This is a genomic window from Microcoleus sp. B3-D2, assembly GCF_036705345.1.
Taxonomy (GTDB): Bacteria; Cyanobacteriota; Cyanobacteriia; order Cyanobacteriales; family Microcoleaceae; genus Microcoleus.
The window spans coordinates 42,452-64,222 of the sequence record NZ_JAUBUG010000018.1; the positions used below are offsets into that span (position 1 = coordinate 42,452).

The window sequence follows — 21,771 nt, forward strand, 5'->3', positions numbered from 1 at the left end:
CGAGTGCAGCCAGTCGGGGAATCGGAGAATTTATGTGCCTAAAACCAGGGGATATTCTGCGCGCGCGCTACCGAATTATCGGTCAATTAGGTGAGGGAGGTTTTGCCAGAACCTATACGGCTAACGACGCTTTAGGCAGCCCCGAAAATCCCCTGTGCGTCGTCAAGGAAATTGAGCCACCTCAATCTAAGGATCCGGAGGTTTTGCAGGCGGCGCAGGTGCAATTTGAAAGAGAAGCTAGATCCCTGAGGTATCTTGATCGATGTCCGCGCATTCCCCAGTTAATCGATCGCTTCCAAGAACAGGGAAAATTTTACTTAATTCAAGAATACATCGAAGGAAATCCGCTGAATAAAGAACTCGGTTCTCTCAGGCAGTTTAAGGAGTCAGAAGTTATTGATTTATTGCTTGATATTTTGTCCGTTTTAGATTGCGTCCACTCTCAAGGTATTATTCACCGCGATATTAAACCGTCAAACTTAATCCGGTGCAACAGATCCGGCAAAATTGCGGTGATTGATTTTGGGGCAGTAAAAGCGATCGGTACTTTGGCGCTCGATAACGGTCAAATAACTCAAACTCGTGCCATTGGTACTGAGGGTTATATGCCGGCGGAACAGTGGAAAAATCAGCCCAGATTTAACAGCGATATCTATGCTGTGGGAATCATCGGCATTCAAGCGATCGCAGGTTTAGATATTGCTGATTTTTTCAACCATCAAAAAACTGGCGAACTCGTCTGGCATTACTCCACTGACGATCGCCCGATGGTACAAATTAGCGACAAGCTAAAAAAAGTTTTAAATAAGATGGTGCGCTACCACTTTAACGATCGCTATCAGTCCGCTGCTGAAGTGTTACAGGATTTGCGAGCGCTAACAGCATTGCACTCACCTGCGCCCCCTCCACAACAACCTCTGCTGCCGAAGCCTCAGTGCCAATGGCAAGATACATTGAGAGTTTGCTTGCCGATCGCGATCGCAGGATTCCTCGGGCTAGCAGTATTTTTAATACACAAAATCTTTACACCTAAAACTTGTCCTTTAATCAAGGGAGATGCTGCGAGTTGTGGCGAGGAAATCCTGATAAAAACATCTGGTTCTCGATTGAAAGAAAGGGGAGTAGATGACTTTTTTAATGCAAATTATCAATCAGCTTTTAATTTATTTAAACAATCGTGGAGCGAAGAAGAACGCAAAGATCCAGAAACTTTAATTTACATCAATAATGCCCTTTTGAAGGCAAAAAAAGCTGATTACTACACCCTTGCAGTTGCCGTTCCCATTAGCAACAGCGAAGGAGGTACTGTCAATTCTGATTTGGCTAGAGAAATGCTGCGCGGCATTGCCCATGCCCAAACAGAAGTCAACCTAGGACTCTTTAATTCCGATCGCAATAACGACTTTCCCGGTCAAGGTTTTTTAGCAGGGAAAGCCATTAAGGGCAAGGGTATTAGAGTCATTATCGCTGACGATGCCAATCTGAAAGCAGAGGCACAAGCTAGAGCCTCTTCACTCGTGAAGCAAACCGAGATTTTGGGCGTCGTCGGTCACTATACTAGCGAGATGACTGTGCATGCAGTCGATATTTATGACAAAAATAACTTAGTCTTAATTTCGCCTGGGAGTACAACGGAACAATTAACAGAAAAACGTCGGAAGTTTTTCTTTCGCACTGTCCCTAGACATCAAATTACTGCTGAAAACTTCAAGAACTATCTGATTGAAAACGCAGGTTCCAAAAAAGCAGCGGGTTTCTATTGTCCTGAGATTCAAGCTACTTCTTCATTGTGGGAAGAATTCAGAAAACAGTTTAGACAAGCAGGAGGAAATATTTTTAGCATCACTGAATTCGATTTATGTAAGAAAAATTTTAACGTTGAATTAGCATTACAAGAAATCGAGCGAACTGAGAAAACAGCGATTGTCTTAAGTACGAGTCATGTCCCGAATGCAGTCAAAAATGCGATGGCACTTATTAAAGCCAATGGCGATCGCAATTGGGTAGTGGGAACCGGGGGAATCTACAGCCAGAAAACCTTAGAAACTGCCTCCCAGTTACCGTCTTTTAATAAACTGGTGACATCATCCTCTTGGCATCCCTTAGCTGCTCCCAACCCCACATTTGCCGAAAATGCTCGGAAGCTTTGGGGAGGAAACGTCAACCACCGCACAGCTTTAACCTACGATGCAACTCGGACGCTAATTACAGCAATAGAAATGCAACAGCAACCCAGCCGCGAAGGGATGCAGCACACTATTGCGAGTCAGAATTTTAGCGCCACAGGAGCAACCGGAACTATTGAGTTTGATGCGAAGGGCGATCGCCAAAATTTTCGACCGGACTTAGTACATATTGTCAAGTGTCGAAAAGAGCGGTTCGGCCTGGCTTTTGTGCCCGTCAAGTACCCGACAGCAAAAGCGGCAGGTTTAAAGTGCGATTGAACTCGTTTCTGATTGATTCAATTTTCTTGCGTTAGCCGCCGTCGCTCGCGGTACATGAACCGCCAGAGGGCGGCGTTACATACTCGTGAGTAAACTATATAAACCCGTTCCCGCCCGATGGTAAAATCAACCTCAACGAGTGCAGCCAGTCGGGGAATCGGAGAATTTATGTGCCTAAAACCAGGGGATATTCTGCGCGCGCGCTACCGAATTATCGCTAAATTAGGTGAGGGAGGGTTTGCTAAAACCTATACGGCTAACGACGCTTTGGGCAGCCCCGAAAATCCCCTGTGCGTCGTCAAGGAAATTGAGCCGCCTCAATCTAAGGATGCGCGGCTGTTGGAAGAAGCACAACAGCAATTTGAAAAAGAAGCTAAAACCCTGAAGTATCTCGATCGATGTCCGCGCATCCCCAAGTTAATCGATCGCTTCCAAGAACAGGGAAATTTTTACTTAATTCAAGAATACATCGAAGGAAATCCCCTGAATAAAGAACTCGCTTCTCTCAGGCAGTTTAAGGAGTCAGAAGTTATTGATTTATTGCTGGACATTTTGTCAGTTTTAGATTGCGTACACTCTCAAGGTATTATTCACCGAGATATTAAACCGTCAAACTTAATCCGGCGCAAGCTAGACGGCAAAATTGCGGTGATTGACTTTGGGGCGGTAAAAGCGATCGGTACTTTGGCGCTCGATAACGGTCAAATAACTCAAACTCGTGCCATTGGTACTGAGGGTTATATGCCGGCGGAACAGTGGAAAAATCAGCCCAGATTTAACAGCGATATCTATGCTGTGGGAATCATCGGCATTCAAGCGATCGCAGGTTTAGATATTGCTGATTTTTTCAACCATCAAAAAACTGGCGAACTCGTCTGGCATTACTCCACTGACGATCGCCCGATGGTACAAATTAGCGACAAGCTAAAAAAAGTTTTAAATAAGATGGTGCGCTACCACTTTAACGATCGCTATCAGTCCGCTGCTGAAGTGTTACAGGATTTGCGAGCGCTAACAGCATTGCACTCACCACCACCGAAACGCAGGCTGTTTTCTCGATCGATCTTTGGCTTGTTGCCATTGGCAGTTGCGGGAATGACAGCGGGACTGGCCACCCCTATTTTTTTACGCACAATTACACCTAAAACTTGTCCTTTAATCCAAGGAGATGCTGTGAGTTGCGGCGAAGAAATCCTAGTAAAAACTTCTTCGCCTCGGTTAAAGCAAAGGGGAGTTGAGGAGTTTGCCAAATCTAATTATCAATCTGCTTTTAATTTATTCAAAAAATCCTGGAACGAAGAAGACAGCATCGATCCCGAAACTTTAATTTACATGAACAATGCTTGGCTTCAGGCTAAAAAGGCTGATTATTACACAATTGCTGTTGCCGTTCCCATCCTGAGAACTCAGGATGGTTCTGTAATTAATGCAGATTCGGCAAAAGAAATTTTGCGCGGCGTTGCCCAAGCCCAAACACAAGTTAATTTAGGATTAAGCGCTGCTAATGAGAGGAATAAAAGCTTTCCCGGTCACAGCTTTCTTGAAGCCAAAGCTATTAACGAAAAAGGTCTGAAAGTCATCATTGCTGACGATGCAAATCTCAAAACAGAGGCCATTAAAACAGCAAATGCACTGGTTAAACAGCCGGATATTTTAGGAGTAGTCGGTCACTATGCCAGCGAAATTACCCTATCAGCGGTAGATATTTATGACCAAAATAACCTGGTTTTGATTTCTCCGGGAAGCACAACGGAAGAACTGACAGAAAAGCATCGAAAAATTTTCTTTCGCACATCCTATTCTAGTCGGTTTGCTGCTCAAACTTTAGCAAAGTATCTGCGGTCAGTAGGCAAAAATCAAGCGACAGTTTTATACAATCCCGGCAGTTCGTCTGGTTCTTATTTTACACAAGCTTTCAAACGGCAGTTTCAAGATGACAAAAAAGCAAAAATAGTCAGAAGTCGCGAGTTTGATTTATCCAAAAATGAATTCAACGCCCAAACAGCTTTAAATCAAATCCAGCGCACAGGGGAAACTGCGATCGTGTTATCTCCAGACGGTCAAATTACTAATTCATTAAATAACGCGATCGCAATGGTTAAAGCCAACGGCAATCGCAATTGGATAGCCGGAATTTGGGTACTCTACAAGTGGAGAACTTTGGAAGCCGTATCCCAGCTAAAATCTTTTGAAAAACTAATCGTGTCTGTCCCCTGGCATCCCTTAAGCAGTGTTAATAAAAAATTTCCTCAACAGGCTCAAAAGTTGTGGGGAGGAACGGTAAATACCGATACCGCCTTAGCTTACGATGCAACTATTGCACTGATTAAGGCAATGGAAATGCAGCAGCAACCCAGCCGCGAAGGAATGCAAAAAACGCTTTCTCTTCCGAATTTTATTGTGGAAGGAGGAACAGGAACTATTCAGTTTGGAAAGAATGGCGATCGCAAAAATCCCCCCAGCGAATTGGTACATATTGTCAAGTGTCGAAAAGAACAATTCGGTGTAGCTTTTGTTCCCGTCAAGTATCCGACAGCGGCAGCGGCAGGTTTAAAGTGCGATTGAACTCATTTCTGATTGTTTCTGGGCGTCATTCCTGAGTTATTTCCCTAATTCTTGAGAACGCAAACAAGCTGCTTTCACTGCTTCGATCAGTGCCGATCGAAAGCCGCTACTCTCTAATTTAGCAATTCCCGCAATAGTCGTGCCGCCGGGACTTGTAACTTGATCTTTCAATTCGGCTGGGTGCATTCCCGTTTCTTGCATTAGCTTCGCCGTACCGAATACAGTTTGCAAAGCTAATTGAGAGGCGATCGCCCGTGGCAAACCTGCACAAACTCCGCCATCTGTCAAGGCCTCAATCAAAATTGCTACATAACCAGGCCCGGAACCCGAAAGCCCTGTCACCGCATCCAGCATACTCTCAGGTACTTCTACCACTTCTCCTACGGCCTGAAAGATGCGCTTTACCAATTCTAAATCAGGCGGTTGAACGAGTTTTCCAGGGGCGATCGCGCTCATTCCCGCTCCTACCGTTGCTGGGGTATTCGGCATCACACGCAGCACTCCCCGCCCCGGGAAGGCTGGTTCGAGCTTGCTCAGTGGCACTCCTGCCAAAATCGACACTACCAGCGCTTCTGGCTCAGAATTAGCCGTTTCTCCATTATTGCCCTGTTGGCGATCGGCCGCCACGGCCAATTCCAAAGCTACCGTATCAAAAACTTGCGGTTTAATCGCCAAAAACAGCACTTCTGTAGCGGCAGCAACTTCTAGATTGCTGGCTGTTGTTCCAATCCCGTAGGTTTCCGTCAAAAATTGGCGGCGTTGAAGTTGTGGGTCGCTCACCAATATTTCAGAAGGCAAATAAACTTTTTGTGCAATTAAGCGGGATAAGAGAGCTTCTCCCATTACCCCGCCGCCGATGGTACCAAATTTTATGTTAGTCATTAGTCAGTTGTCACTTGTCACTTTTGAGTTATCAGTTGTCAGTTGTCAGTTGTCAGTTGTCATTGGTTACTTAGTTGTTAGCTAATGTTATTAATCCGCAGTGTTTATTCCACAGTTATTAGTTGTTAACTATTGACTACTGACTACTGACTACTGACTACTCACCACTGTCAACTGACTACTAACTACTGACTACTGAGCGATTGGAGCTTGTTCTGCCGGCCAGACTGTCGGTGCAGGAGCAGCAGCACGAGGGCGTCCTTGAGCAGGAGGCACTTCGTGAACCACACCAGACTGAGTTCTCACCTGCACGCAGCTAGGCGTAAACAAGAAAATACTTTCGCCAATTCGCTCTTGATGACCGTCCAGGGCATAAGTACCGCCCGCCACAAAGTCCACAGCTCTTTGCGCTTGGTCTGGGTCCATCACCGTCAGGTTCAAAACCACAGACTTCCGTTCCTTAAGCGCTCGAATTGCTGCCGGCATCTCTTCAAAAGTGCGCGGCTCCATTACTACTACTTCCGAAATCCCGTTCATAGCTCCAGGCATTCCAATCACGTTATTCATTACTGACCCTACTCCCCCGGTTGGTGCAACGACATCCATACCTGTCGATCCTACTACTGACCGCTCTCGCATTCTACGATTTTGACGACGTTCTTCTTCGGCTGCTGCGACGGCAGCGGGGTTCGGTTCAGGCGCTGGGTAGAAGTTCTGATAGCGCTCCCCTTCGGTTTCGTCGTACACGTCATCGTACTCAGGCTCATTGTTGATGCCTACAAAATCTCGCAGTTTAGAAAAAATATTCATGATTCACTCTCCTTCACGACTTTGCTGCCCCGACTATACTCGCGTCGCGCGTTAGTCGCGGGTGGCTGACTACTATATATTTAACCTAAATTGTCTTTATTAGAAGATTTGAATTATTTATCCCCTCCTAGAGCCAAATAAGGTTTGTCCTAGCCGTACCATAGTAGCACCTGCTTGAATTGCCAAATGATAATCTCCCGACATCCCCATCGAGAGCTGCTGCATTTGAATGCAGGACAAATTTTGCTGTTGGATTTTGTCAGCAAGTTCGCGGGTGCTGTTAAATAATTCTAGGATTTGCGAGTCATTTAACCCCTGTGGGGGTATTGTCATCAAACCTTGAATTTTGATATGCTGACATTTGTTGAGTTCTGGAAGGTCGGCAAGCAGTTCTGGAACGGTCCAGCCGTATTTGTCCGGGTCGGGCAACATTTTGACTTGCAGGCAGACTTGGGGAGAGCACGACTGTTCGCCCGCCAAGCGCGAAAGTCGCTGAGCGATTTTTAAATTGTCTAGAGAATGAATCCACTGGAAATGCTCTAGGGCTTTGGCGGCTTTGTTGGCTTGCAAGTGGCCGATCAAGTGCCAGTTGATATCCGGCAAATCTTGCAGTTGGCTTTGTTTGTCGGCAGTCTCTTGAACCTTACTCTCGCCAAAATCCCGGATACCGGCGTCGTATGCTTCCCGGATAGCATCAGTTGGTACCTGTTTGGTAACGGCAATTAACCGCACTGATTCGGGCAAGTGTTGGCGAATGCTGTTAATTCGAGAGGCAATGGTCATGGGTGCTCAACGCTAGGAACGGGAGGGAAGGAAAATTAAGACAGTTACCAATTACCAAGTTACTGATTTTCGCTATTGAAAGGTGCGCTGGTGAATGGTCTGCAATTGGTCGTACTCCTGATATTGACCGCTGCGACGCAGGGTTCGCAGGCGAATTTCGACCATGAGGCGAGCGTCGGAGCGACTGATTGGTTCAAATCTCAGCCCGCCAGGGCCGTTTGTCACCAAAAAAAACAGGCGCTGGGCGTATAGGGTGGTAAATAATTCTTGGCTGTCTTCAACCTGGGATACCCTGAAGAGGAGCCCAAAGTTTGGATGATTCAGGTAAGTTTCGGTAGTCATTCACACTCACAATCGATCAATTTTAGATTAAAGATTTAGGTTTTAGATTTTAGTTTCGCTCGATCGCCCGACGGCGTTGTTTGACGGCGGGGTACAAAGGGCGATAGCCGTAGCCGTGCAATAGTCTCCGTCGTGGCTGAGGCTCAATTGCCACTGGCAATTTCCCCAAACAGAGGCTCGTGCTGCTGCGGTTCCGTGCAGTTGGACGTTTGGAGCACCGTTTTCGGAGCGCCGAATCTCCACATCTGCATACCGTATTCCCCGCCATCCCGTGCCTAGAGCTTTGACAACGGCTTCTTTTGCTGCCCAGCGCCCCGCTAGTTGGTTGCAGGAAACTCGATTCATTTTACCTTTAATGCTGCTGTGTTGAGAATTTAGTGACCTACAATCCCTTTGTTCGGCGGGCGTGTAAACTTTTTCGAGGAAGCGATCGCCAAACCGATCTAATGCGGCTTGTATGCGCGGAACATATACGATATCTGTCCCAAGATAGATGTTCAAGGTCTTGGTTCTCTAAATATTTGTCTCCATTACTTTAGCAGGACTGTCGCGCACCAGACAAAACTTACTCAAATCTAGACCCGTGATCCAAACGACCAGCTTCATCAGTCATTCCCAATTTTTTAATATTCTTCAATCTCAAATCTAATCAATCTAAAATCTAAAATCTAAAATCTAAAATCTTAACTGTCCCAACCCCAAACCAAGCGGGCGCTCCAGAGGACGAGCAAGCAGCCGAGGGCGATCCAGTCTCGGATTTTCAAGTGCAACTGGTGCCATTCTACACGGTGTCGATCGGGACTGGTGAAGCCGCGAACTTTCATGGCGCTGGCAATTTGTTCAGCTCGCAGGAGCAAGTTTTCTAACAGCCGCTCGGCTATCATCAACCACACTTGAGCTGCGCTGCGAAATCCGAGTTTTTTCCAGTTTATCGCTCGGGTTCTGACCGATCGCACTAAATTTTGTATTTCTTCCAATACTAGGGGAATGAACCGCAAAGATAAAGTTAATGTTAGCGCTATTTCGGTGACTGGCCAGTTCAAGCGGCGCAGAGGCTGCATTAAGTTTTCAATCGCGGCGGTGATTTCTTCGCTGGCTGTGGTGAGAAGGTAGAGGTTGGTGCTGTAAATTACTGTGAAAAATAGGGTACTGACGTTGATAGCTAAATCTAGGGATTGGCGGGTGATTTTAATCGGGCCTTGTTTGAATACAACGTAACGGTAGTTTGTGGGTTGGGGGAGTTGATTTGGGCTTTGGGCTTTGGTATTGGGGATTTGGGAGTTTGAGCCTAAGTTAAAAGGTTTGTACCAGGGTTTGGGCTCTTGACGGGGTGGAAGGGTTGCGGGCTGTTGGGAAAAGGTTAATTCGTCGGCGGGGATGCGGGGCTGGTGTTCTGAGCGGAGTCCGTCGGGGGCGATCGCGCTCAGGCAAAATACTAAAAGGCAGAATAGCAGCAGCACTCCCATTTGCTGTTTCCACACGCGCAAGGGAATTGCTGCTGTTAGTGTCAGTACGATTAACATTCCTACTAGCATCAACCGCCAGATGGGATTGGCGAGTATTGGCGCAATCAGAAATGTCATCAACCAAGCTAATTTTACGCGGGAGTCTAGCCGGTGAAGCCAGGTTAGGGGTTGTTCTAGGTAAAGTCCTATGGGGAGCGATCGAAGTAAGTCCATTTGACGATTTTAGATTTTAGATTGTCGATTATTAATAATACTAATTTATTGAACCGCGAAGACGCGAAGGACGCGAAGCAAGACAAGAGAAGGAAGAGAAAAGAATAGAAAAAAACGCAATTTGCTTTGATCGTTAAATTGCGTTTTTTATGGGTCTTCCGTACTTAGTGTGCTAATTTATCTGAAATTAATGGCTTAAATTTTTACACAACCAGGATTTCCGGTCTTACTTTAGTTAATTTGGAGCCATTTTTTTCTTCGATTCATACATAGCTTTGGTTTTAACTACTTAAACTAATAGTTTTGCACACTAAGTAAGGAAGAGCCTTTTTTATTGAATCGAAAATCGAAAATTACTTGACGCGCAGTGCTCTATTTGTTGTGCTCATTTCTGTAGCACGAACTTTTTTGCCTCTCCAAAGCAGCCGCATTGGTGTACCGGTAAAGCCGAGGTGTTTGCGAAATTGGCTTTCCATGTAGCGGCGGTAATTTTCGGTGAAGCGTTTGGGATCGTTGACAAACAGCGCAATTGTCGGTGGCTGCGATCGCACTTGAGTACCGTAATAGATTTTGCCTTGTTTTCCTTGGCGGGTAACTGGGGCTGAGTGCCAGCTTGTGGCTTCTTCTATGACTTCGTTAATCACGGCGGTAGGGACGCGACGTTTGTGTTCGTCGGAGGCTTTGTCTACTAATTCAATGATTTTTTCAACTCGCTGTCCACTCATGGCGCTAACAAAAATCATTTCTGCCCAGTCGAGGAAATAAAGTCGGGTTCTTACTTCTCTTTCGTACTCGTAGATGGTGTCGGAGTCTTTTTCAACGGCGTCCCATTTGTTGACGACTATGATGCAGGCTCGACCTTCTTCGCTGATGCGATCGGCTAATTTTTGGTCTTGATCCGTAACGCCGTCAATTGCGTCAATTACTAGCAGTATTACGTCGGCCCGGCGGATGGCTTTGAAAGCGCGGTTGATCCCGAAAAATTCTGCGCCGTATTCGACGTTTTTCTTTTTGCGTATTCCGGCTGTGTCGATCAGGCGGTAGGTTTTACCGTTGCGTTCTACTATGGTGTCTATCGCGTCGCGGGTTGTGCCGGAAATCGGGCTGACTATAGCGCGGTTTTCTCCGAGAAATGCGTTTAACAAACTCGATTTGCCGACGTTGGGACGACCGATAATTGCTACTTTAATTTCCTCAACTTCTGGTAATACTTCGGTGGGAAGATAAGTTATTAATTTGTCAAGCAATTCGCCGGTGCCGTTACCGTGAATGCCGGAAATTGGGTAAGGTTCTCCCAGTCCCAATTGCCAAAAGTCGGCTGCTTGGGTGAGTCCTGTATTTTCCGATTCGCATTTGTTGACGGCGAGAATGACGGGGACTTTTTGCAGTCTCAGCCAAGATGCGATCGATTCGTCGCCGCCGGTGAGCCCGGTTTGTCCGTCTACTACGAAAATGGCTGCGCTGGCTTCTGCGAGGGCCGCCATTGCTTGTTCGCGAATTAAAGGCAGAAATTCTGTCTCGTCGTCGAATACTAGACCGCCGGTGTCTACGACTTGATATTCCCGATCGCCCCAGTATGCTGGTCTGTAAGTGCGATCGCGCGTGATTCCTGGTTCGTCGTGGACGATCGCGTCTTGGGTATTGGCTAAACGGTTGACGATCGTCGATTTGCCTACATTGGGGCGTCCAATAATAGCAACTATAGGTAGAGACATAAAAGTAGCAGCAATTAGGCTGCGCCGTAATTTTGAGGTTTAGCCTTTTATTGTAAGCCAAACTGGCTGGGATTGTATGCGATCGGGCTGCATCGTGTATTATACGCCCTCCGGGGCTGTGCAGCCCGCGCCGCGAACTCATGGCGACCTCCGGAAACGAGATAAAGTACCATCGGACTGTTAATTTGGATTACCAGGCAGAGCCTGGTAACGATAAATGCTTGCTGCCCATTCTCTAAAAATTGCTAAATGGAACGACTTATTTCTGTATTCGGGTTAGCTGTTTTTGTCGGTTTGTCCTACGCCTTTTCAGTCGATCGGCGCGCTGTCAAGTGGCCGCCCGTATTGTGGGGAATTGCTTTACAGCTAATTTTTGCTATTTTGATTCTCAAAACTGCTCCTGGTTTGGCTGTCTTTAAATTTTTGGGAGATTTGGTGACGCAGTTTCTCAATTTTTCGGATGCGGGGGCAAAGTTTATATTTGGAGACAATTTTGCCGAACACTTTATCGCTTTTAAAGTGCTGCCGACTATCATTTTTTTCTCTTCGTTTATCACCCTACTTTATCACTACGGCATTTTGCAGCGAGTTGTGCAAGCAGTGGCCTGGTTAATGATGAAAACCATGAAAACTTCGGGCGCAGAAACGCTTTCTTGTGCAGGGAATATCTTTATCGGGCAAACAGAAGCTCCTTTGTTAATTAAACCTTATTTGGCGGCGATGACCCTCTCGGAACTCCATGCTGTCATGACGGGAGGATTTGCCACAATTGCCGGCGGAGTCATGGCAGCTTATATTTCTTTTGGAGTACCGGCTCAACATTTAATTGGGGCGTCGGTGATGTCTGCACCAGCAGCTTTGGCTATTTCTAAATTGCTGTACCCAGAAACTGAAAAGTCGCTGACTGCTGGGGGGGTGGAGGTGAAGGTGGAAAAGGTTTATGCTAATGCGGTGGATGCGGCGGCTTCGGGTGCTAGCGACGGGTTGAAATTGGCGGCGAATGTGGCCGCTATGCTGATTGCTTTTTTGGGTTTGTTGGCTTTTTTTAATGCGCTTTTGGGGTGGTTTGGAGGGCTAATTAGTTTGCCTCAGTTGTCGCTAGAATTAATTTTAGCTTATTTGATGGCTCCGGTTGCTTGGCTGATGGGGGTGCCTTGGGCTGATTGTGCAGAGGTGGGGATTGTTTTGGGAAAAAAAACGATTTTGAATGAGTTTGTTGCTTATTTAGATTTGATGGAATTGGTGAAACAACAGGCGATTTCTGAACGAGCGCAAATTATCTCGACTTATGCTTTGTGCGGGTTTTCTAACATTGGTTCGATCGGGATTCAGATTGGGGGAATTGGCGCGATGGCTCCTTCGCGGCAAGGCGATTTGGCGAGGTTGGGCGTGAGGGCGATGATTGCTGGCTCTTTGGCTTGTTTTATGACTGCTTGTATCGCGGGAATGCTGATTTGAAAGTTTTGAGTTTTTAGTTAAGCTTTGCGGTGCTTATGGTGCACCTTATATTAACTCCAGTAAATGTTATTAAATAAAAGTTAAAAAAGCCACCAAATTATTTGATGAGTGGTATTGCTTTGATGATTGGCGAGGCAGGACATGGAATTTTAGCGATCGGCTATTATTGAAAATAAGCAGGAGTTTAGTTTTTGACCAAAGCTTAAAACAGCAGCTTAAAAATGGAAACTAAATTTCCCTCAAAGCTCAACACATTAGGTGGTAATATGGCTGTTCTGCAACTAGAAGACGGTAGAACATATACGGATATCCGGGCAATCGCGAGTCAACTGGCCGTTTTAAATATTGAGATCGATTCTCTGCCCACCAACGAAAATCCGGCGTTTCAAGAACTGCTCGTTCAAGACATTCTCAATGTTACAGAAAAACAGCAGATTCTCGCAGCATTTAATAGCGAGTTTGAACAGTTCAAGCGCGCCAGCGGATATCAGTGGTGCGACTTAAAAGTGCTGCATCCAGGTTCGCAACAGATTTACGCGCTGATGACTCAAAGCGATCGCACTCATACCCACACAGATGCAGAAGTTCTTCACATTTTAGCTGGGGAATGCGTTTTTGGGTTTGTGTATTCTAACGGCTCTCAGGTACAATTAATGCTGCAAGCTGAAGAATACATTAAAGTGCCGGCTAATACCGAACATTGGTTTTATCTCACTCCGTCGCTGTACTTGAAAGCGTTGCAGTATTACACCAGTGCTCAAGGCTGGGTTCCTCAGTATACTAACAGGAAACTAAAAATTAAAAACTAAATTTAGGGTGCGCTTCGGCGCACCTTCCTCTATCGAAATAGGGGATTGAAAGGGCGACTCAACCAACAAAATTTCTCTCTAAGAGACTAGGATTAAAGGCTTTCTGTTTCATGAGGTGTGGTCATTTCAATTTCTTCGCAACGCTGCAAAAGCGCTTCTATTTCCTGGGCTAAAAAAATTACTTCCGGCCAAGAAGAACCGTTAATTAAATCTTGAGCGTGAGCTAATTTGTTTCTCAATGCTTCTGCTGACTTTAAAAAACGCTCCCCGTAGCGTTTGGATTTGAGCCCCAGTCGATCGACTATTTCAGCAGAAGTGAGGATTAAATCTCGCTTGTCGCAGAATTGCAGGTAATCGATTAAGTCAATCGCTTCATTTCGGGATCGCCCCAATTCCCACAGGTGTTTTGCTGCTAAGATGCGATCGCCCTTAAGCAATTTTTGCCAAGAATCCTGGGGAAAGTAAATCCGCACGATTCGCAATAAATTCATTTCGAGAAGCGTCACCAATCCAAACAGCAGCATCCGCACCGGTGCTTTTTGCAAATCGCCGCAGGTAACGATACCGTTGATCCTGTTGCTTTCTAATACAAATAATCTCGGTTTTTCTCGCAGCAGCGGCAGCAATTCCATCAAAGGAGTGGCAGCGGCGATTAATTCTGAGGGGTGAAAAATTTGCTGGTAGTCGCTGCACTTGCCTGTGATTAAGTGCGATCGTTCTACATAGCCGCAAACCGTACCGTTTTCTTCGATACCGAGCACGTCAAAATCGCGGGCCTCCATCCACGATCGCAATTTGGCTGCGTCTTCGCAAGCGGGGACAGCTTTCAGCGGTTCCGCGAGGTATTTAACTGTAATGCTGTCTTTGAATAAATCCCGCAAGTCGGCGGAACTTGATTTTAAATGTTTCATGTCCGGTAATTTCATGGATCGTTGCTGCCAGTAGAGACGCGGCATTACCGTGGGAAGCATCTCAGTTTTGTAACAATTATTTTTTAGGAGTGGGAGGCGGACGATCGCACACGGATAGTAAAAGCAAAACTGAGATGCTCGCTTAGCGTGTCTCTCCAAATTTCATGATATTACTTACTGGCTAACTCCGGGCAATAATGGTTGGCGGCAAGAGTGGTAATAATATCGGCATCCGCAAGAAAACTTTCTTTGACAGTGGGATTTTCGATACTGACAGCTTGCCCGATCGCTCTTAATTTAACTTCCGGCAGAGAAACTCCAGATTTTGCTTCCGCACACATTCTTTTAGCGGCCGCAATTTTTTGACCGGGCGCCCTTTGGATTGCTTGCAGTAAATTATCAGTGGCTTCGGGAGAGTAGCTTTTTGCTAAGCGTTTGTAGTCTTCGAGAAATTTCCCATCGTTTCCTGTCAGCTTAATGTCTGATTCTTGAGGCGAACACAACAAATTTAAGTTAATTACTTCGCCCGCTGAATTGACAAGAAAACATCCTTCGCGTTCTTGGGCGATCGCGCTTTGGTTGCTGGGTACAAATTGTATAATAACGGCGGACAGAACAGCAGTTAAACAGGAGTATTTTAGCATGGGAATTACGTGATATATTTGGAATTATTAACCGCCTAATGCGGAGCAATATGGCGTTATTGAGTTAGAGCGTGTCCGGTAAATTAACCGAAATAATTGTAGGGGCGGGTTTCACCAACCATCTATACTTATAACTAAAAATCTACATAAACCCGCCCTCCAAGCTGTCGGCAATTCAACAAAAATAATATCAGACGAACATTTCGTTCTCTAGGGAAGTTTTCATTAACAGCAAACATCCCCCTCGTGTGAGGGGCGAATGTGTGGAACCTGGAACCGATCGAATGTAGTCGCCTTGATGGCAAATTTCCCCTTCTACAATTAAGTCTCCTTCTAATACAAGCACTTCCTCCGAGGCAGCGTGTCGGTGCAGGGGAAATGTTACTCCAGGTTCTAGTCGCATCAAGCAGGTAAGTTCGCGCTTTTTTTTGTCAATGTAAAGCTTGCCGAACGAAACTCCCGGAACTCCATAAGATTTCCATTTGACATCGTGCGATCGCACGATTAAAGATGGAGTATTGTTCTCCGTTGGGGAGGTCACAATGGGCTTTAAATTGACTGATTCTGTCGGAGTTGGCTGCTGTTCGGCTATGCGCTGGAACAGGCGGTTTTTGAGGTCTGGTGCGACGGGAACTGGGGGGGCTGTGTAGGCGATCGCGGCAATTGTTGATTCCAAAGCAGCTAATTCACTTTTAAGTTCTGCGGACTCTTTCAATTTCTCTGCAAATGCGCCGGGTTCTGACTCGTCGAGGATATCGAGAGCTTGAAGGGCTGCAAGGATGTTATATTCCTCGTCTGGCATCATTTCCATCTGTTTTTCGCGAATAATTGTAATTCCGCCTAAGTTGATTTTAAATTTTAGATTGTCTGCTGCCCTCGCACTCAAGATGGATGATTGGAGATGGCACAATTTTAGATTGATGTTAAACAACTTAACTTGGGTTTTTGGATCATCTAAAATTGTTCGCTCAAAGCTTGACGCAATTTGGAAATACCCAACCGAATTCGGGTTTTGATTGTACCTGTCGGGATACCAGTTTTAGCTGCGATAGCCGCGCAAGTCAGCCCTTGGTAGTAGGCGAGTTCGATCGCCTGTTGCTGTTCCTTTGGCAGTTTTTCTAAGGCCGCTTTGACTTGTTCCCTGCGTTCTTTAAACATTGCATCTTCCATCGGTTCTGCAACGCTAGAGATGGGTACTTTAGCCTCTTCCAGACAAGCTTCAGCAGCCCGGACTGTTCGCTGCACAGCTCGGAGCCGATCGAGGGAACGACTGCGGGTAAGCATGAACAACCAGGTATCTGCTCGACTGCGAGAAGGATCGTAAGTTGCTGCTTTTTGCCAAATTTGGGAAAAAACATCGATTACCACTTCTTCAGCTTCTTCTACCGAACCCAGGATTTTGTAAGCGAGAGCGTAACTTGGGCGACCGTAGCGATCGTAAAGTTTAGCTAATGCCGTTTGGTCTTTCCGGGCAATCTGCACTAAAAGCAGCGATTCATCGCCTGACTTCTGGCCTGTCATCTCAGTGTACCGAAAATTTTTGTTTTGACTGCACAGATCCAAAATAAAAAATTCGGCGTATATCCCTACAGAACATAATTGTAAGTTTGAAGTTGGGGGTACAAGCTAGAGTATGCCTTTTCGGGCTAATTTTGTCGTGCTTTGAATTGTAAAAATCCCAAGTCATCTTGGATTTTATCACCGAATTAGTGATTTTTTTGAGACTTAGCAATCCGCTTTATGCAGAACGAAGAAATGCCCTGAGCTTGAACAGTCAAAACGGCGCTATCCACTCGTTCCCTATCTTTGTCCCCTCGCTCCCAAGAAGAGCCTGGGAACCCATATAAGCGAGGCTCTGGCTCCACTGGATGGAGGGAGGCTCTGTGTCCCAGCAGGCATCCCCAAGAATAGCCTGGGAACGAATAAATCCTCAATAACGCACTTTTTTACATAAATTAATCTTGCAGCACAGATCCAAAATTGCGAAACCTTCGTATACCACCAATAGGAGAAGGCTCAGCAACAGCGCAAAAGCCCGACAGGTTGACAAATTTCAACCTGTTGCTACAAAAGTAAAACCCGCGAATGCGGGTTATTTACCATTGATTTGTGCGAAAATATCATTGAAATAAAGGTGCTAACAGTGAAGCTCACAAAAAAAATTGGCCGAATCATACTAGCTATTGAAGTAGCTCTAATTGCTCTATTAACTCCAGGAATAATTGTCGCTTCCGACCACGACGACGGCGAAGTAGATATCAAAGGTCGCGCTGTCAATTTAACTGACCTCTACGTATTTCGGGAAAAAGACCAAAATTCTGGGGCCGCCGAGGGAGATTTAGTATTTATCCTGAATTCAAATCCCAGGTCTGTAGCTCGCTATCAATATTATTTCAGCCCTACTGCTCTCTACCAAGTTCACATCACGCAGGTAGGTGACGTGAATTCTCCCGCGACTGGACGCGCCGATATTGTCTTGCGCTTTGCCTTCAGTCCGCCTAACAATAGAGGTATGCAGGCAGTGGCTGTGACTGCTATTCGCGGTGGCTCGGAGACTGTTGCTAAGACTACAGTTAACGGCGGCCTAATTGCCACAACTCCGCTGAATTCTAATCCTGTTTTGAATACAGTACCTGTGGCCGGTTCTAACTTGACTGTATTTGCAGGGTTGCGGGAAGACCCGTTTTTCTTTGATGTCGAACAATTTTTCCGAGTTCGCGCTGCAGCTTTGGGAACTGGGCCGCGCACTGCTTTTAAAGAACCGAGTCAAGCGATCGACTTTACTAAAGGTTACAACGTCAATACAATTGCCGTGCGCGTTCCGAAAGCGTTTTTGCAAGCCGGAACTGGGGCGAATGTTTTTGATGTTTGGTCAACAATTTCGATCCGGGATGGAGCTGGCGGTTTCAAACAATTCGAGCGTTTGGCAAGACCTGCAATTAATGAGGGTTTGATAGTTACTCCCGAGTATCTGGAAGCATTCAATAATATTCCTCCGAGATTGGATTTGAGCGCTGCTGCTGCTCCGGTGCGGCAGGAAGCTGTTGCTACTCTGAATGCTGTGGATCTTTTGGACGGTCGGGATAATGTCGATCCAAATGCGATCGCCGGAGCTTTCTTACCCGATGTCATGCGGATCGATACCACAAAACCCAGCGGCTACGCTAGCGCTACAAATTCTCAAGGAAGTTTGATCGGAGGTCGTATGCTGACGGACGACGTTATTGATATCACTCTGGGAGCTTTGGTGGGTTCTCCGGTTAGCGATAACGTTTCATATAACGGAACTCCGGGAAATCCGGCTCAGGGACACAAACCTGTAGAAGCGAATTTTCCTTATGTGCCTTCGCCTAATTAGTCATTAGTCATTAGTCATTAGTCATTAGTCATTAGTCATTAGTTATTGATTATTGGCTAATGACATATCGAAAATACTTTTTTTAACCGCAGATGAACGATGATTAACGCGGATGTATGAAAACTAAAATTAAACAGGAAATAAAATCGGATAGTTTTTGGTGGTGGCTGCTGATAGTAGTTCCTTTATTTGGGATGGTATTAGTGAATTTACCTCCTAATTTGCGTTTTATTTCCGATAAATTTTCTAACAAAAGCCCCGAAAATCTCGATACTAATTACCGCTATCATTTTTCGGAAAGTTTGAGAAATAATCCCAATCAAAAGGAAGCAATTCAGCAAGAGATTGCTTTTTACCAGCAGCGGTTGGCTGTTGATTCCCGCAGCGGTTTGAACCGGGCGGCACTGGCGGGATCTTATTTAAAAATGGCGCGCGCTACTGGGGAGGGAGGTTGGTTTTTATTGGCAGAACAAGCAGCTCAAAGGTCGATCGCCGATTTGCCTTTTGACAACCAAGGTGCGCTGTTAGTTTTAGCTCGAATTGCTGAGGCAAGACACGATTTTGCTACTGCTTTGCGCTTTGCTAAACAGGCGGGTTCTGACAATGAAGATGCGATCGCCCTTTTAGTTACATCTCACTTAGCGATGGGAAAAGTGAGCGAGGCAAATGCAGCTGCAGAAGCCTTAGTTAACCGGATTCCTAACTTAGGTTCTCTCACTTTGATAGCTTTAGTGAGAGAGTCTCAGGGCCGAGATGCTGAGGTTTTGCAGGATTACCGCCAAGCAATGGCGGCGGAGGAACCGGGAGAGGTTGCTGGTTCGGCGCGGGTTCGATCGCTCTTGGGTCGATTTTACGCGCGTCGCGGGCAGTTTGTGCAGGCGAAAGCGCTGTTTTTGGAAGCGCTGCGGTTGGTGCCGCGATACCCGCTGGCGCTGATTTATTTGGCGGATTTGGAGACGCGACAGGGCAATTATCGGGAAGCGGAAGGCTATTACAGCAAGGTTTCTGCCTATTCTGGCCCGGTTGAGACTGTGTTCGATCGCATTGTCGATCGCGGTATGGCGAGGGTGAAGGATTTGCAGGGAGATGCGATCGAATCCCGGCGACTTCGGGACAAAGCAGAAGCTGGGCTGCGACAGGAACAGGTTTCTGGATCGGGCGGTTTTGGGCACCGGCGCGATTTGGCAAGTTTGCTGCTGGAAAAAGGTCGATCGCAGGATGTCGCGGAAGCGCTGGCGTTAATGCAGGAGGAGGTGAAAATTCGGCGGGATGCTGTGACGCTGGATACTTTGGCTTGGGCGCTTTCGAGTGCTGGGGAATGGCAAAAGGCCGATCGAGTGATGGCCGAAATAGTGCGATCGGGCATTCGGGATGCGGGTATGTTTTACCGGGCTGGTGCGATCGCCCGGACTTTAGGTAAGGATGCTGAATCTCGCGCTTATTTTCAAAAGTCCAAGGAAATTGACCCGAGTTTTGACGATCGAGCCCGCCAAGCATTGGGTTTGGGAAGTTATGAATTTTGAGATTAGCTAATAGCAGCCATTCGGCCAAGTTCACCATTCCGTCAATCCGCCAGGGGTTGAAACCCCTGGCTCAAAGCTTAAGTCCTCTTGCATAGGACTGAAATGCACAATTGTTGAATTTGATTAGCTATTCAGTCGGTTTTAACCGACTTTCGCTATGAGACGGGGATTTCAATCCCCGGCGGGCTTGTGGGTAAGCGCGCTGGAAAAATCACAACAAAAACAAATAATTTATCCAAAAATTACTAAAAAAACCGGGATTTATGCAGTACAAAATGAACCGACTAGCAAAATTTTTCCTCCTATTTTTACTGACAATTTCCTTGTTACTAACAACCTCAACCCGACCAGTTTACTCGCACTGGTCAGACTTATCCGTAGCAGAAATAGTAGTCAACGATTTGCAAACCGAAGTAACATTAACTTTCCCAACCGGCTTAACAAACTTCGCCGACGACAATCGAGACAGCCAGCTACAACCTGCTGAAGTTCGCCGCCACCAAACACAGCTAGAAAAGTTTTTTAGCCAACAAATCCGCCTCACCAACAGTAGCAATATTCAAGGCTCCGTAGCAGTAAAACCGCTAGAAATAGCAGCTAAAACCGCCAGTTTAATCCAGCAGCCCAATACCCACAGCACCTTAATTTTAGACTACACCTGGCCCGCACCTTCTCAAGATAAAACCCCCGGTTTACATCACTCGATTTCCATCTCCAAACCAGAGAAATTGCGGATTAATTACAATCTGTTTTTGCCCGGAGTAGTGACAGCTAGCTGTCAAGCTACGATTGTGCAAGCGGGTGCTGTAAAAAGCTTTGTGTTTACGCCACAAAACCGCGAGTTTTTGTTAGCAGGAAAGGAATCTATCTGGGATTCAGGTTGGAGTTTTTTACTAGCAATAGCGGGAGCATTTGCTTGGGGATGCGTGCACGCGATGTCGCCCGGACACGGAAAAACCATAGTCGGCGCTTATTTAGTGGGTTCGCGGGCTACTCCGGTACACGCTTTATTTCTAGCAGCGACGACTACAATTACTCACACTGCAGGCGTGTTTGCTGTGGGCGGAATTACTTTATTTGCTTCTAACTTGATCGACCCGGAAAAATTAGATCCTTGGCTGAGTTTAATCTCTGGTTTATTAGTAGCCGTAATCGGGTTTAACTTACTCTTATCCAAAATTAAGACTAGGTTGGTAGTGAAGACTGAAGTTCTCAAAAAAATTAAAACTAAAAATTTTAATAAAAACTGGTTTTTAAGGAGTAAAGTCCTTACTGCGGAATGTGAAGAACCAGTGAATCTTTTGACTAGGGGAAGTTGGGAGAGAGAATTTAAACCTGTAAAACCCGATATATCTCACCACTACCACGATCACGGCGACGGCCGCCTTCACTCGCATTTGCCGCCCGGTACTGACGGTTCTGCTATTACTTGGAAAAGCTTATTAGCGTTGGGAATTTCCGGCGGTTTGTTGCCTTGTCCTTCCGCTTTGGTGATGCTGTTGAGCGCGTCGGCTTTGGGCAATGTTGGTTTGGGAATGACGCTAGTGGTAGCGTTTAGTTTGGGATTGGCTTTAGTGCTGAGTGCGATCGGATTAATCTTAGTTTATGCCAAACGAAATTTTGATAAACTGCCCAAACAGATAACAGCAGTCAAATTTCTGCCGGCGATTAGTGCGATGTTTGTAATGTTATTGGGGTTGGGAATTACCGGACAGGCGATGTTGAAAATATTGGCGGCAAATCAGTGGGTAATTGGCAATGGATAAGCATAAAATTAGGACTCTCCCTCCTAACTGCAAACTTACGAATAAGTCTGCTTTTAGATACCCGATTTCTGGAAGAATCCGG

The 21,771-nt window shown here is 46.1% G+C and carries 18 protein-coding genes; 7 read left to right on the forward strand and 11 right to left on the reverse strand.

Annotated elements, in window-relative coordinates; all coding sequences use genetic code 11:
- Positions 1 to 32: 32 nt before the first annotated feature.
- Both QUB14_RS09560 and QUB14_RS09565 read left to right on the forward strand, forming a co-directional pair.
- Positions 33 to 2,444 carry a bifunctional serine/threonine-protein kinase/ABC transporter substrate-binding protein gene (locus tag QUB14_RS09560; protein ID WP_333297162.1) on the forward strand — a complete coding sequence of 804 codons (2,412 nt, stop codon included), beginning with the start codon at positions 33 to 35 and terminating at the stop codon, positions 2,442 to 2,444.
- 168 nt (positions 2,445 to 2,612) lie between these two features.
- Entirely contained in the window at positions 2,613 to 5,009 is a 2,397-nt protein-coding gene (locus QUB14_RS09565) for a bifunctional serine/threonine-protein kinase/ABC transporter substrate-binding protein (RefSeq protein ID WP_333297165.1), read from the forward strand.
- Positions 5,010 to 5,045: 36 nt separating this feature from the next.
- Here QUB14_RS09565 and proC read toward each other — a convergent pair whose 3' ends face one another.
- The 7 genes from proC to der all read right to left on the reverse strand — a co-directional run bounded on the left by proC (position 5,046) and on the right by der (position 11,220).
- Positions 5,046 to 5,891, reverse strand: coding sequence for a pyrroline-5-carboxylate reductase (proC, locus tag QUB14_RS09570; RefSeq protein WP_333218933.1), 846 nt, complete (start codon positions 5,889 to 5,891; stop codon positions 5,046 to 5,048).
- Between the two features lie 192 nt (positions 5,892 to 6,083).
- Positions 6,084 to 6,701 (reverse strand): cell division protein SepF, encoded by a 618-nt coding sequence (locus tag QUB14_RS09575; RefSeq protein WP_190656556.1) that lies wholly within the window; start codon positions 6,699 to 6,701, stop codon positions 6,084 to 6,086.
- A gap of 117 nt (positions 6,702 to 6,818) precedes the next feature.
- Positions 6,819 to 7,484 (reverse strand): YggS family pyridoxal phosphate-dependent enzyme, encoded by a 666-nt coding sequence (locus QUB14_RS09580; RefSeq protein ID WP_333218931.1) that lies wholly within the window; start codon positions 7,482 to 7,484, stop codon positions 6,819 to 6,821.
- A 72-nt stretch (positions 7,485 to 7,556) separates the two neighbouring features.
- Entirely contained in the window at positions 7,557 to 7,826 is a 270-nt protein-coding gene (pipX, locus tag QUB14_RS09585) for a transcriptional coactivator PipX (RefSeq protein WP_006634205.1), read from the reverse strand.
- A 42-nt stretch (positions 7,827 to 7,868) separates the two neighbouring features.
- Positions 7,869 to 8,327 carry a holo-ACP synthase gene (gene acpS, locus QUB14_RS09590; protein WP_190738677.1) on the reverse strand — a complete coding sequence of 153 codons (459 nt, stop codon included), beginning with the start codon at positions 8,325 to 8,327 and terminating at the stop codon, positions 7,869 to 7,871.
- 182 nt (positions 8,328 to 8,509) lie between these two features.
- Entirely contained in the window at positions 8,510 to 9,505 is a 996-nt protein-coding gene (locus QUB14_RS09595) for an energy-coupling factor transporter transmembrane protein EcfT (protein WP_333218928.1), read from the reverse strand.
- Positions 9,506 to 9,858: 353 nt separating this feature from the next.
- Entirely contained in the window at positions 9,859 to 11,220 is a 1,362-nt protein-coding gene (der, locus tag QUB14_RS09600; RefSeq protein ID WP_333218926.1) for a ribosome biogenesis GTPase Der, read from the reverse strand.
- Positions 11,221 to 11,469: 249 nt separating this feature from the next.
- Between der and QUB14_RS09605 the strand changes: the two genes are divergently transcribed.
- Entirely contained in the window at positions 11,470 to 12,678 is a 1,209-nt protein-coding gene (locus QUB14_RS09605; protein ID WP_333218925.1) for a NupC/NupG family nucleoside CNT transporter, read from the forward strand.
- Positions 12,679 to 12,899: 221 nt separating this feature from the next.
- A complete protein-coding gene (locus QUB14_RS09610) occupies positions 12,900 to 13,487 on the forward strand; it encodes an acireductone dioxygenase (protein WP_333218922.1) in 588 nt (195 codons plus the stop codon).
- A 92-nt stretch (positions 13,488 to 13,579) separates the two neighbouring features.
- On the opposite strand, the gene QUB14_RS09615 is transcribed toward QUB14_RS09610, so the two are convergent.
- The 4 genes from QUB14_RS09615 to QUB14_RS09630 all read right to left on the reverse strand — a co-directional run bounded on the left by QUB14_RS09615 (position 13,580) and on the right by QUB14_RS09630 (position 16,563).
- On the reverse strand, positions 13,580 to 14,398 hold the full coding sequence (locus tag QUB14_RS09615) for a hypothetical protein (protein ID WP_333218920.1): 819 nt from the start codon (positions 14,396 to 14,398) through the stop codon (positions 13,580 to 13,582).
- A gap of 170 nt (positions 14,399 to 14,568) precedes the next feature.
- Positions 14,569 to 15,042, reverse strand: coding sequence for a DUF732 domain-containing protein (locus QUB14_RS09620; protein WP_333218919.1), 474 nt, complete (start codon positions 15,040 to 15,042; stop codon positions 14,569 to 14,571).
- Between the two features lie 190 nt (positions 15,043 to 15,232).
- Positions 15,233 to 15,853, reverse strand: coding sequence for a cupin domain-containing protein (locus QUB14_RS09625; protein WP_333297167.1), 621 nt, complete (start codon positions 15,851 to 15,853; stop codon positions 15,233 to 15,235).
- Positions 15,854 to 15,996: 143 nt separating this feature from the next.
- The gene (locus tag QUB14_RS09630) at positions 15,997 to 16,563 is read right to left on the reverse strand and encodes a sigma-70 family RNA polymerase sigma factor (RefSeq protein WP_333218915.1); all 567 of its coding nucleotides are present in this window, start codon (positions 16,561 to 16,563) and stop codon (positions 15,997 to 15,999) included.
- 622 nt (positions 16,564 to 17,185) lie between these two features.
- Here QUB14_RS09630 and QUB14_RS09635 point away from each other — a divergent pair.
- From QUB14_RS09635 to QUB14_RS09645, 3 genes are all read left to right on the forward strand, one after another.
- Complete coding sequence (locus tag QUB14_RS09635) at positions 17,186 to 18,400, forward strand: DUF4331 domain-containing protein (RefSeq protein ID WP_333218913.1); 1,215 nt, start codon at positions 17,186 to 17,188, stop codon at positions 18,398 to 18,400.
- Between the two features lie 116 nt (positions 18,401 to 18,516).
- Positions 18,517 to 19,923, forward strand: a complete 1,407-nt coding sequence (locus QUB14_RS09640) for a tetratricopeptide repeat protein (protein ID WP_333218911.1) — start codon at positions 18,517 to 18,519, stop codon at positions 19,921 to 19,923.
- A gap of 275 nt (positions 19,924 to 20,198) precedes the next feature.
- On the forward strand, positions 20,199 to 21,689 hold the full coding sequence (locus QUB14_RS09645) for a HoxN/HupN/NixA family nickel/cobalt transporter (protein ID WP_333218909.1): 1,491 nt from the start codon (positions 20,199 to 20,201) through the stop codon (positions 21,687 to 21,689).
- The last annotated feature ends 82 nt before the right edge of the window (positions 21,690 to 21,771 follow it).

Bases quoted from the DNA above. Each gene is read 5' to 3' on its own strand.
- pipX (WP_006634205.1), bottom strand. From the start codon at position 7,826: ATGACTACCGAAACTTACCTGAATCATCCAAACTTTGGGCTCCTCTTC.
- QUB14_RS09645 (WP_333218909.1), top strand. From the start codon at position 20,199: ATGAACCGACTAGCAAAATTTTTCCTCCTATTTTTACTGACAATTTCC.
- QUB14_RS09615 (WP_333218920.1), bottom strand. From the start codon at position 14,398: ATGAAACATTTAAAATCAAGTTCCGCCGACTTGCGGGATTTATTCAAA.
- QUB14_RS09560 (WP_333297162.1), top strand. From the start codon at position 33: ATGTGCCTAAAACCAGGGGATATTCTGCGCGCGCGCTACCGAATTATC.
- QUB14_RS09595 (WP_333218928.1), bottom strand. From the start codon at position 9,505: ATGGACTTACTTCGATCGCTCCCCATAGGACTTTACCTAGAACAACCC.
- der (WP_333218926.1), bottom strand. From the start codon at position 11,220: ATGTCTCTACCTATAGTTGCTATTATTGGACGCCCCAATGTAGGCAAA.
- QUB14_RS09565 (WP_333297165.1), top strand. From the start codon at position 2,613: ATGTGCCTAAAACCAGGGGATATTCTGCGCGCGCGCTACCGAATTATC.
- QUB14_RS09610 (WP_333218922.1), top strand. From the start codon at position 12,900: ATGGAAACTAAATTTCCCTCAAAGCTCAACACATTAGGTGGTAATATG.
- QUB14_RS09625 (WP_333297167.1), bottom strand. From the start codon at position 15,853: ATGGAAATGATGCCAGACGAGGAATATAACATCCTTGCAGCCCTTCAA.
- QUB14_RS09630 (WP_333218915.1), bottom strand. From the start codon at position 16,563: ATGACAGGCCAGAAGTCAGGCGATGAATCGCTGCTTTTAGTGCAGATT.
- QUB14_RS09640 (WP_333218911.1), top strand. From the start codon at position 18,517: ATGAAAACTAAAATTAAACAGGAAATAAAATCGGATAGTTTTTGGTGG.
- QUB14_RS09605 (WP_333218925.1), top strand. From the start codon at position 11,470: ATGGAACGACTTATTTCTGTATTCGGGTTAGCTGTTTTTGTCGGTTTG.
- QUB14_RS09620 (WP_333218919.1), bottom strand. From the start codon at position 15,042: ATGCTAAAATACTCCTGTTTAACTGCTGTTCTGTCCGCCGTTATTATA.
- QUB14_RS09575 (WP_190656556.1), bottom strand. From the start codon at position 6,701: ATGAATATTTTTTCTAAACTGCGAGATTTTGTAGGCATCAACAATGAG.
- proC (WP_333218933.1), bottom strand. From the start codon at position 5,891: ATGACTAACATAAAATTTGGTACCATCGGCGGCGGGGTAATGGGAGAA.
- QUB14_RS09580 (WP_333218931.1), bottom strand. From the start codon at position 7,484: ATGACCATTGCCTCTCGAATTAACAGCATTCGCCAACACTTGCCCGAA.